Origin of the sequence: Enterococcus infantis, from assembly GCF_049166715.1 — a bacterium.
In the GTDB taxonomy this organism is placed as follows: Bacteria; Bacillota; Bacilli; order Lactobacillales; family Enterococcaceae; genus Enterococcus_C; species Enterococcus_C leclercqii.
Window position 1 is genome coordinate 233,363 of sequence record NZ_JBMHFB010000002.1, and the last position, 12,546, is coordinate 245,908.

6 protein-coding genes and 1 other annotated feature are annotated in these 12,546 nt (G+C 42.2%); all 6 genes read left to right on the plus strand.

Annotated features, from left to right (window positions below):
• Positions 1-11: 11 nt before the first annotated feature.
• Positions 12-962 (plus strand): D-2-hydroxyacid dehydrogenase, encoded by a 951-nt coding sequence (locus ACOMA8_RS03695; protein WP_161899961.1) that lies wholly within the window; start codon positions 12-14, stop codon positions 960-962.
• Between the two features lie 289 nt (positions 963-1,251).
• Positions 1,252-1,489: a binding site (T-box leader), on the plus strand.
• Between the two features lie 184 nt (positions 1,490-1,673).
• Positions 1,674-2,342, plus strand: a complete 669-nt coding sequence (locus ACOMA8_RS03700) for an amino acid ABC transporter permease (RefSeq protein WP_421368615.1) — start codon at positions 1,674-1,676, stop codon at positions 2,340-2,342.
• Positions 2,314-2,985 carry an amino acid ABC transporter permease gene (locus tag ACOMA8_RS03705; RefSeq protein ID WP_421368618.1) on the plus strand — a complete coding sequence of 224 codons (672 nt, stop codon included), beginning with the start codon at positions 2,314-2,316 and terminating at the stop codon, positions 2,983-2,985. The genes ACOMA8_RS03700 and ACOMA8_RS03705 overlap by 29 nt, the downstream gene beginning before the upstream one ends.
• Before the next feature lie 2 nt (positions 2,986-2,987).
• Positions 2,988-3,731, plus strand: coding sequence for an amino acid ABC transporter ATP-binding protein (locus tag ACOMA8_RS03710; RefSeq protein ID WP_161899958.1), 744 nt, complete (start codon positions 2,988-2,990; stop codon positions 3,729-3,731).
• A gap of 17 nt (positions 3,732-3,748) precedes the next feature.
• Positions 3,749-4,600 carry a transporter substrate-binding domain-containing protein gene (locus tag ACOMA8_RS03715; RefSeq protein ID WP_421368621.1) on the plus strand — a complete coding sequence of 284 codons (852 nt, stop codon included), beginning with the start codon at positions 3,749-3,751 and terminating at the stop codon, positions 4,598-4,600.
• Between the two features lie 589 nt (positions 4,601-5,189).
• Complete coding sequence (locus ACOMA8_RS03720; RefSeq protein WP_421368624.1) at positions 5,190-12,074, plus strand: Cna B-type domain-containing protein; 6,885 nt, start codon at positions 5,190-5,192, stop codon at positions 12,072-12,074.
• Positions 12,075-12,546: the final 472 nt, after the last annotated feature.

Sequence of the window (12,546 nt, forward strand, 5' to 3'; positions counted from 1 at the left end):
TGGAGGTAACTATGGAAAATATTCTCTTTTTACTCGGTATTGATGAAGACCAGCAGCTTGACTTCCAGCAACGATTTCCGCAAGCCCACTTCACCTTCACTGATAAGACTAGTGTAACGAAAGAACAGCTGGCAGAGGCAACGATCATTATCGGTAATCCGCCAGTGGGCCTGCTTTCAGATCAGTTGACGAATTTGAAGTGGCTGCAGTTGAACAGTGCCGGTTACGATGAATATTTGCAGCCGGGAGTTTTGCCGCCACAAACTATTCTTTCAAATGCGCGAGGCACCTATGGCTTGACGGTTTCTGAACATGCCTTGTCTTTGTGTCTAATGCTTATGCGCAAACTGCATCTGTATTTGCGAGATCAGCTGTCCCACGATTGGGCCAGAGAAGGCCGAGTAAAATCGGTTTTTGGTTCCCGTGTCGGAGTAGTGGGATTAGGAGACATCGGACGCAACGTCGCTACTCGTTTTTACAGCTTAGGGGCGACAGTGATTGGCTATGATATCGACTCTGAAATTCAACTAGAAGCAGTTGCCGAAGTTCGTCCCATGGCAACTATTGGTGAAACGGTAGCTGATCTGGATGTTCTCATCCTTTGTGCTCCTGCAACTGCAGAAACCCATCACTTGGTAGACACCTCGCTTTTGAATCAAGCCAAGGCTGATTTGATTTTGATCAATGTGGGTCGAGGCGATTTGGTGGATACCCCAGCTTTGATTGCCCATATGGAAAAAAACAGTGACTTTATGGCTGCTTTGGATGTGATTGATCCAGAGCCATTGCCTAAGGATTCCCCTTATTGGGATGTGCACAATTTAGTCCTGACACCCCACGTAGCCGGTGGTTTTCACTTGGATAAGACCAAGGAACTCTTCTTGGAAATCGCAGCAGGAAATCTCAAAGCCTTTTTCACCGAACCAGCAGCACTCCAAAACGTGATTCGTCGCGACAGTTAGTAAGCAGTGTGGTAGCAGTGCTTTTTCAAAATGAAACCAAGGAACACCGAACAATCGCTCGTTTCTAGAGCAGTTGTTCGGTGTTTTTTATATCCGAGGAAAAAGAGGGGCTGCGTTATTATCGAAGGAGAAATTAGGAAAATCAGTTTTATTTCTTTTAGATGTTGCGCTGATTTTTTGACAGAACTTAATGATAGGCAAAAACTATCACCAACGATAAAAAACACCAATCCCCCAGAGCGTTGCTTTTAAAATACTTGGATTATATAATAACTTCACAATCCAAATAGCAATCGCAGGGAACAGATGAGTACAAGACATAGCCTTTTAACAGAGAGTTTTCGTATGCTGAAAGAAAACAAAGGCATTTCTTGGAAGATGGTCTGGGAGCATTTTTTCGTAAGAGCACGTTTGCTTGAGCGAAAAGCGGAAGGGCCGTTATCCCTAGAAGTTGTCGCATAGTTCGGCACAAAGGCTGCAGTATTTGCGGCAAACAAAGGTGGTACCGCGACCAGATCGCCCTTTTAGATAAGGGGGTCTTTTTTTTATAGTTTTTTTGCAAGGGGGATTGGCTAGATAGGTTGGGTCAATTGCCTAAAACTACTATTAAAGAAGCTAGTTGGATGTTGGATGCACAAGAAGTCGGTACTCATCTAGTTTTAAAAAGACGGCAGGCTATAGACAAATGCCAGCTTAGAAAGGAAGTCGAACATGGATTTTCAACTCATTTTCCAACAGATACCACTGTTTGGAAAAGCATTAGTTCTTACGGTTAGTTTAGGAGTGGCGGGGATTTTCCTATCCTTAGTGGTAGGCTTTTTCGTAGCCGTCAGCCGCTTTTTCCAACTCCCGATTTTGGCTAGGCTGGGCACTATTTACACCGAGCTTTCCCGCAACACGCCATTATTGATCCAATTGTTTTTTCTGTATTACGGTCTGCCAAAAATCGGAATTTCTTTGGAGAAAGCAACTGCTGCCGTTATTGGACTCACCTTTTTAGGTGGTTCATATATGGCAGAAGCTTTTCGCGGGAGTTTTCAACAAGTTCCTAAAGTTCAAGTGGAGGCGGGGAAGTCTCTGGGCTTTTCCCGCTGGCAACTGGCTAGCCAAGTGATTTTACCGCAAGGACTTCCCTTAGCAATTCCTAGTTTAGGTGCCAATGCCATCTTTTTATTGAAAGAAACCTCGGTTTTTAGCGCCATCTCTATCATGGACTTGACCAATACTGCAAAAGATCTTATTGGCATGTACTACATGACGCGGGAGTTTCTCTTTTTGCTGGTGGTCAGCTACGGCGTAATCTTGCTGCCGCTGATTTTACCGCTGCATTTGTGGGAAAGGAGGGTCCGCCATGCCACAGGGAATCAGAATACTCTTTGAAGGAAACAATCTTCAGCGCTTGCTGCTAGCGTTGGTAGAAGTAATCAAGTTGTCAGCAATTTCGCTTGTGATTGGACTGCTGCTAGGTGTTTTTCTGGGAATCCTCCGAACAGGGAATAATTCCCTGGTTAAAGGGCTTCTCAAAATCTATCTGGAAATTTTTCGAATTGTGCCATTGCTGGTGTTGCTCTTTGTTTTCTATTACATCTTGCCGGAAGCTACCGGAGGCTCGATTTCAAAAGAAGTCGTCTCCCTTTTGGTCTTCGTTCTATGGATATCAGCGGAAATGAGTGACCTCGTCCGCAGCGGCATTCAATCGGTCAGTCTTTCTCAAGTCGAGAGTGGGCGTTCACTAGGGTTTTCTCGAGGACAGCTGTACCGCTATATTTTGCTACCCCAAGGGCTAAAGCAGATTATTCCCATGACGTTAAATCTAGTGACCCGGGTGATCAAAACTACTAGTTTACTGATGATGATTGGCGTGGCAGAGCTGATTCGAGTAGGTACTCAAATCATTGAACATTACACGGTTACAATTCCGACGGTTAGTCTGTGGATTTATGGTGTCATTTTTATCTTATATTTTATGCTGTGTTACCCACTGAGTTGGTTGGCGCAACGGTTAGAAAAAGAGGAGGGCTGACCATGGCAGAAATCATGTCTGGCAAGGGCATCACAAAAAAAATTGGCAATAAGGTGATTCTTTCTGAAGTGGATCTAGCCATCGAGGAAGGGGAAGTCGTGGCATTGCTGGGTCCTTCCGGCAGTGGTAAGAGTACCTTGCTTCGCTGCTTGAATGGGCTAGAAACGATTGCTTCTGGTGAACTGTTTTTTGATGGAAACAAGATTGAACGAAGCGAAAAGAATTGGCAACAGCTACGGCAGGAAATCGGAATGGTTTTTCAAAGCTATGATCTTTTTCCGAACAAAACAGTGTTGGAAAATCTCCTGCTGGGACCAGTAAAAGTACAAAAACGAGAGCCAAAGGAAGTTGAACGAGAGGCGCTGGACTGGCTGGCACGAGTTGGTCTGAAAGAACGGGCGCAGGATTATCCCCGCCAACTTTCCGGTGGTCAAAAACAGCGGGTCGCAATCATACGCAGTCTTTGCATGAAGCCCCGTCTGATGCTTTTTGATGAAGTAACAGCTTCTTTAGATCCAGAAATGGTGCGAGAAGTATTAGAAGTCATTTTGGAGCTGGCAAAAACAGATAAAACACTTTTAATCGTAACCCACGAGATGTCATTTGCTCAGCAAGTGAGCGATCGCGTTCTGTTTATGGCAGAAGGCAAAATTATCGAAAATTCAGCAACACCGGCCTTTTTTTCCGGGCCACAAACCAAACGGGCGCGAGACTTTCTCCAAAGTCTTGACTATACAAACTTATAAAAAGGGAGCGAATGAATATGAAGAAAAAGGTATTGTTGAGTATTTTGTCTATCCTCACCATCGGAAGTTTGGCAGGCTGTGGGTCAAGTACTGCGAAAGCCACCAAAAGCAATCAAGAAGAAGCGTCGTCTGTGACTGCTATCAAGAAACGGGACAAGCTGAAAGTTGCTGTTTTTGGAGACCTTTCCCCATACGGATACTTGGATGAAAAAGGTGAAAACCAAGGCTATGATGTGTACTTGGCTAAGCAATTGGCCAAAGATCTGCTGGGAGATGAAAATAAAGTTGAATTTGTGGTCGTCAACGCCGAAGAACGAGTAGACGCTTTGAAATCTAACAAGGTTGACATCGTGTTGGCCAACTTCACTAAAACACCCGAGCGAGAAAAAGTCGTGGATTTTGCTAATCCTTATATGAAAGTCGGCATCGGCGTGGTCTCTTTGAAAAAAGCGGCTATCACTTCTCCAGATGCCTTGTCAGGAAAAGAGCTGATCGTGACCAAAGGAACGACTGCTGAAACCTACTTTACTAAGGAATATCCTGACGTCCAGCTGGAAAAATACGAATCTAAAAGCCAGCAGTTCCAAGCGCTGACAGATGGTCGAGGGGCAGCATTGGCAGATGACAACACCTACTTGTATGCTTGGGTCAAAGAAAATCCTGACTATGAAGTGGGAATCAAAGAAATTGGCGAAGTCTCTACCATCAATCCTGCAGTGAAAAAAGGCAATGAGACACTTTTGAAATGGGTCAATGAAGACCTTGATAAACTTTCCGATGCCAATTTCTTTGAAACAGCCTATGACGCGACGTTGAAGCCGTTTTTTGGAGCAGATATCAAGGCCTCAGACGTCATTATTACCAAATAGTAACTAACAAATGCTTAATGAATAGCTGACTTATGATGGCTGAAATACAGGCTGAAATAACCACTGTGGTGAAAAAAAGAGTCCAGTTAATAATAAAAATCAGAGCTGCCACTTGTGAAAGTGGAGGGCTCTGTTTTTTTTTGTAGGAAGCTAATTCAACTGCTTTTAATGAAACAAAGCAGAGAAGCAAACAGAAGATGATAATTTTGCTATTTTCTTTGAATAGTAAGTGGTTTTGTCGTGTTATGGATTAGGAGTTTCTTTTGTGTTGTAAGGCTATCTAGAAAGTCAGGAGACGGCCTTTTCCTGGCTTGTACAGATTGAGTTGGCCCCGAGAAAGCTACAATTTTCTCGGGGCTGTTTTTTTATACTTTTTTTAGTTAAACATGCAAATTTCCGATAAAAACAATTGTTGAAATCGCGATATATATGATATGTAGCAGGTTTTCATAAGATGCTAGTCTCATCTTGGCTATTTGGGTCAATGGGAGCAGTGGCATCTTTTTTACTTTCTAAAAAAGAACAAGATGAGAGGAGAGCGTTTTATGATGAAAACTGTTGGTTCAAAACAAAGAGGGGATGAATTAAGGTGAAAAATAAGAAAAGCATTTCTATTTTATCAGTAATTCTATTGATGATTCCATTTATCCAGAATCTATTTACTGGAATCACTGCGATTGCGGCAACTAAGACAGCTCTGGAAAGTATCGCGCTTATTCACAATGATTATGGAGCCACGACATTGCGCTATGAAGTGAATACTGATGAAAAAGAGATTGATTGGCAGTATACAGTGACAAAAACAGCACAAACGACACCGACTCAGTTCGGAATGAAATTAGTATCTGCTGGTGAAACCGTTCCGATTCAAGCTCTTCAAATAGAAGATGGCAACTACGAAGTCAAAGATGGCTGGTTAACACAAAAACAGCCGACTTTCGAAGCGCTGACGAAGCAAGTGGTTCACTTTAAAACTAAATTAGTTGAAGAAGTAAATATCTCTTCAGCGATTTGGCAAAAAAATGACCAAGGAGAACAAGTCAATTTATTAGCGGATCAAAATCCGGTGAAGGTAGTGATTTCGTCTGCAAACGTGCAAACATCCTCCAAGTCAACAACGGAAACAACAAAAGAATCGATAACAGAGGAGTCAAAAACGACTGCCACTTCTGAAAAACAGGAACAAGCAACGGACGCATCAAAATCTCCTGAGAGCCAAAAGACCCGTGTTTCTGAGGATAAAAGAGAACAGGAAGAGGAAACTGGTTCAAGTGAGTTGGCAGATTCAGTTGCGCCGGCTTCTGAAGTAATTGCAAAAGCTGAAGGTCGAGACATTACTGAATTGCCAGGAGCAGAAGCCTTGTTTGACTCCGAGGAAGGCAAGACAATTTTTAGTGAGGCGGAGTTGACAAAGGATGGTCAGCCCATTGACGGGATGGATATCCAAGTAGATGATAATCTGCTTTTGCAATATGAATGGAGTTTGCCAGAAGAGCTGCGAAAACATATCCAAGCTGGCGACTATTTTGATTTTAAACTTCCTGACAAATTCGTTATTAACGCCGAACAGCTTACTGGATCACTGACTGATAGTGAAGGGCGTGTTTACGGAACCTTTGTCATTAACAAAGATGGTACCGTGCGAATTACGTTTACTGATGAAGTTGAAAAAAATTCCGGAATTAAAGGGAAATTGAATGTCGCCGGAAAAGTAGATAAGAATAAAATTGATGGACCCGGCGACACAGAAATCGATGTTCCCTTTGTTGATGGAAGTGATCATGAGACGCCTAACATCGTCGTTCCAAATACAAAAGCTATCTCTAAAAAAGTCGTTTCTCAGTCTAAGAACGATGAAATTGTCGACAACAAAGCCATGGTTCGTTGGGAAATAATTGCCAACCAAACAGCAAATACAATGACTAATGGTCAATTGACTGACTGCTTACCAAAAGGTGCCACCTATAAAGGTAATCTAACAGTGATGGAATATGATGTGGATTTAGCGACAGGAAAGCTGATTGAACCAGGAAAGGCCATTACCCTTACCCCGAGCTTTGATAGTAATGGCAATCCGGTATTCAAATTTCCGTCTCCGACTAAAAAAGCATATAAGGTGTCTTTTGATACGGCCATTGATTTGGATCAATACGAAAGTGCCGTGAATCCCGAAGATCTCAGTGCGACAGTTACAAATAAAGCAAATCTAACTTCAGAAGAAACAAAAGAAGTGGATGCTTCAGCTAGTGCTACTTTTGGGTCGTCTAGTGTAATTAAAAAGAGTGGGACTGGGATAAAAGATGGAGTGGCTTCTTGGCAGATTACGTTTACAAAATCGGGAATTGACATTCCTGGAGGTACGACTTTCATCGACAAAATTGGGCAGGGACAGATTATGACTGATCAAAATGGTCGTGAACTTTCAGTCAGTGAACTACAGGACATGCTCCAAGCAGAATTCACCAAAAATGGTAAAAATGCGGGTAAAACAATCAAAGTCAGCAAAAATTCAGATGGTTCTTACCGATTAGAATTTCCAGAAGGGATTGCTGACAGCTTTGATTTGACACTGTTTACTTCTGCTAAGGGGGATGCACACCAATATACCAATAGTATCTCTTGGAACGGGAATGACTCCCATGGCGAAAACAATGTTGAGCAGCCTAAATCTGGCATAGTCAAAGAAAATGACAAAGGACAAAATGCTGGAGGCGTCATTTCTTCAGATAAAAATGACGGCATCGTGAATTGGACGATTAAGATAAATTCAGAACATGCAACCTTAGACAAATGGCAGCTTACAGATAAACTAAAAAATTCGACATGGAGCAAAAAGCCGACTGATGTTCATCTTTTTGAAATCGTGAAGGGTGTAGAAAAAGAAGTAGACCCCGCAACATATACGTTGACTGAAATAACGGATACGGGATTCACCCTCGCTTATGATAAGAAAACGGCAAGTGAGTTTGTAATTCGTTTCCAAAGCATATATGACAAGAATAAGTGGGACCTGAATGTTTCAAATGATGCTGCCTATAACTTTACCCAAGGAGATAAGACGTGGTCTAGCGGTGATGACAGCAGTTTTAAGACACCGGGAGATCAGCGGGCGCAAGTGCAAGGAAGCAAAGGGGGCGAGTTTAACGCCATAAATAATACTGTTACTTGGCGAATCAAACTCAACACGAGTCATATTCCTTTAGGTGATCAAGCGAAGCTAACAGATCCGATTCCAGCCGGTCAAACCTACAATGGGGACGGAAAAGTTTACAAAGAAGATGGTCAGACCCAAGCAACAGGATTTTCTGTTTTGGAAGAAGCGGGTAAAATAGTAGTCACTGGTTTTCCAAAAGGATCAACAGCAGCTTACGAGTTTGTATTTACTACAACTGTTGCAACGGAAAATGGCGAAATTGCAGTGGGAAGCGCCAAGAACACAGCAACATACCAAGACGATCTCAATAAAAAATTGCAAGTATCTGCCAGTGTGGATTACACCAAAAATGCCGATTATGTAAGCAAAACGGATAATTATGATAGCAAGCAAGACCTATCCACGGTTCATTACGCTATTGAGGTAAACCCGGGAAAACTGACATTGAAAAACGTCAAGCTGGTGGACAGCAAGTGGGTGAATGTCAAAGTTATTCCTTCGACATTGAAAATTAGTGATAGTGAAGGAAACGATGTCACGGACAAGTTTAAAACGACTTTTGCTGAACAGCAATTTGAAATTGATTTTGGCAATATCAGTGAGCACTATAGGGTGACCTATGATAGCAAAATCAATTTTGTTGGAAATCCTGGTGAGAACGTTCCAGTAAAAAATACAGCTACAATCACTGGGGATAATATCGACAAAGAGTCTGGCTCAGACAGTGAAGAGTTGGTTGTCAAAGTACCAGATGCCGGCGGGACGGCGCAAGGTGAAGTACGTTCCTTATTGATAAAAAAAGTCGACCAAGATAGTGGCGAAGCAATATCAGATGCTGTTTTGGCATTGTATCGTGGTCCAGTTTCTAATGGTAAATTGGTAGCCACTTGTCAAACCGATGAAAAGGGAGAGGCGACTTTTGACAACCTAACATTTGATGACTATACCCTTATCGAAGAGACCCCGGCAAATGGGTACTATATTAGTGACGAGCTGAAAAAAGGAATCGTGGTAACTATCGACGAGAGCTCTGATCCTAAGGCCGGTCAGATGATGAAAGTAGTCAATCAGCGACTAGGCTCGCTTCATTTAACAAAAGTAGCAGCAGAAGATACCAATAAAGTGTTGGCAAATGCCACATTCAAACTTTATTATGCAGATGCAACGACGCAAGTCACAACGAATGGTCTCGGACAAGCAATCGGTGAAGGAGAAGCACACACCTTCACGACGGATGCAGAGGGTACTTTGTCGATCACAAACTTGATTCCGGGAAAATATTTGCTCAAAGAAATTAGTGCTCCTGACGGATATCATTGGACTGAAGTAGACACTCAGAGCACAGTTGCACCTGGTGAAACGACGGAAATCACTATCGAAAATCAATTGAATAAGGGCCGTATACAGCTTCAAAAAGTCGATCAAGACGGTCATAATTTAGCTGGAGCAAGTTTTACGTTAAGTGATGGTAATCCAAAAAATGACGTGATAAAGACTTCTGGACAAGATGGGATGGTCTCTTTTGATCTGGAAGCAAATAAAGTTTACACCATTACAGAAACAACAAATCCGACTGGCTATTCAGGTAGTTTTAAACTAGAAAATATTCGTGTAGTAGCAGACGGGAAAGTTGTCTATGGCGAACCTGCTGTCGAGTATTCCCCTGCTAATCCGCTCAAAGTGACAAACAACTTGCTTACCTTAGATATCAAGGGTGAGAAGACGTGGGCATTGGCTGGAAACGATGCTGCGTTAGTTTTGCCTGCCAGTTTAAAAGTTACTTTACTGCAAAATGACACAGTTTATAAAGAAGTCATCACAACTGCAGCCAAAAATTGGAAATATTCGTTTGCAGATTTACCAAAAGTGAATCAAAAAGATGGAAAAGACTATGTTTACAAGGTAATTGACAAGGTGGATGGCTATACGACAAAGTATGGGGACAATCCTTATGACCTCATCAACCAACTGGAGACAACTTCTCTTTCAGGAGAAAAAACCTGGGATCCTTTAGCAGAAACATTCGACGTGATTCCAGATGCCGTTACCATTCAGTTACTTTACAGTGAGGATCAGGGAGCTTCTTGGCAACCTTTCTTCCGAGATGGACAGGAGCTCAGCTATTCAGCTACCGCCACTGAAGGATGGAAGTACCACTTTGACAATCTACCGAAGTATAACGGCAGTGGTGACAGCTTGACCTATAAGGTACAAGAAATTGATGTGCCGGGCTTTACACCAGAGTCAAAAGATGGGCAAAACCTTTATAATAAAATGGAAACGACCTCAATTGCGATTAACAAATATTGGTCAGATTCTGATAACTATTACGGCACTCGACCAAGTGCGCTTGATTTTACCTTGATGGTGAAAGAAGGTGGCAAATGGAAGAGTTTTGCAGAAGTCTTCCATAGCGATAAAACCATTCATCTGAAGGGGTCTTCGACTACCTGGAAGGGGACGTTTAAAGAATTACCGAAATATGACAAGTCAGGTAACTTAATCCAGTATGGTGTGAAAGAAAATCTATCTGGTTTAACAAATGTCTATATTCCAAATGGCGGGAAACAAGGAGATAGCCAACAGCTTGAAGAAGCAGCCCAAGGGGCAACTAGTCTGTTCACCAATAATCTAGCGACGGTTTCAATAACAGTCAAAAAGTCCTGGTCAGATTTTGACAATCGCTTTGACAGTCGCCCGGATCGAATCGCCTTTCAGTTATATGCTTGGCACGAAGGTGAGTCTGAAGCAATGGCTAAAGCTTTTGGAACACCGACAAACCATTCCGGAATTTTCGATATTGCCGGCCCTAACTTTGAACCGCTGACCATCGTCGGATTGCCTGAATACGACCAGGAAGGCAATAAGATGCATTACAAGGTTGAAGAGATCAATATACAAGAAAATTATTCTCAAACGCCAGGTTATGAAACTGATGGATCGGATCTGACGATTGTTAATGAGTTATTGACTACGGATATTACAATTAACAAACAGTGGGATGACAAAGGAAACTCAAGTAGCAATCGTCCTGAAATTACGCTGGCACTTTATCGAAATATCCAAGGAGAAAAACCAGCACTTATGACAGACAATCTCGGGACGGACTACACCCGAAAAATCCCCGCTGGTTCTACTGCTGAAAACTGGCAGGTGACATTTGAAAATCTGCCTCGAAAAGATAAGTTAGGGCACGATTACATTTATTCTGTTAAAGAACTCACCACCACAAATAACTACCAACAAGACCAGCTTTCAGCCTTAACGGTCAAAAACAGTTTGCTGGTGACAGACGTGCCTGTTATCAAGCAATGGCAGGATAACGGAAACGATTTTGGTTCCCGACCGCAGTCTATTGAGTTTTCACTTTATTACAAAGTGGGGACCGCTGAAGAAAAACCATTTCTCAACGAAAAAGGTGAACCAGTCAAAAAGGTGATTGATGAAAGTACAGCTATATCAGACAGCCAATGGCAGTACACCTTTACGAATTTGCCAAAATTTGATATCCAAGGTACCGAGTATGAATACTTGGTTCACGAGACCCGTACAGACGAAAACGGGCAAGAAATTATGCCTAATTATGCGGGTCAGGAATCTGGAACAATCATGGTAAATCGACTGGTAACGACAGAGGTTACCGGAGAAAAGACTTGGCAGGATGAAGAAAATCGGTTTGCTTCCCGACCAGAAAGCATTTATGTGCAACTGTATCAAAACGGAAAATCATTAGGTACAGACTATCTTCAAGAGGTAAGTAAAGGGCAAAATGGTGGGTGGAAATATCGCTTTACTGATCTGCCAAAAAGGGACGATGCAGGTAAAGAATATAGCTATTCTGTTAAAGAAGTGAATCCCCCTAAAAACTACCAAGTATCAGCAGACGGAATGAGCCTAATCAACACCCTGATCACCACCGAAATTTCTGGAGAAAAGACCTGGAAGGATCAACAAGATGTAGATGGACTGCGACCAACTAAAATCACAGTGGCGCTACTACAAAATAATAAGATTATCCAGCGAACGGAAGCAAGTGAGACAAGTGGTTGGCGCTACTCTTTCGGGAAGTTGCCTACTTATGATCAAAACGGTCAGAAGTATCAGTATACAGTGATTGAAGAAAGTATTCCAAATGGTTACCAGGCAACAGTTGATGGATTCAATATTACCAATACCCACACGCCGGCAGGTAAGAAAGAACGTTTGACCTTACCTAAAACAGGTGAAGCAAACAGCAATTGGCTGCTGCTTACCGGTATTATATTGGTGAGTTTGGCTATTTGCTTGAAAATGGTTAAACGCAAAAAGAATTCTCAATAACGCTAAGAAGTATTAGAAACGGAGCGATGACAATAAGTTGAGTCACCGTCCTCTGCCACGAACACTACCAAATGTGAGATCCCAAAAGCCGATGACCTTCCATTAAAACTATTGGAAGATCGTCGGCTTTTCATTGCTAAAAATTTCAAATGTAGACTTTCTTTGATTTCATCAAGCTAAGTCAGTGTCATTCACTTTTTTGGGGATGTTCTCTTTTTGGACTAAGGCATAAAGAGTGTCACAAATTTTCCTCATTCATATACTTTATTGTTAATTGTGGTTAAACATAAGCTGTTTAGCACTTGGAAATTACGTATGTTACATTCCTTTTTTAGTATGGACTAATAAGCAGACTACTGAGCCTAACAAAGCCAACCGCTGCCAATGAGCTTTAAAAAAATCAGCTTGTCTTTTGTTTGTGGTTCACGTTTGGTAATGGTGCCTTAAAAGAAGAGGTAAACAGAGTTATCAT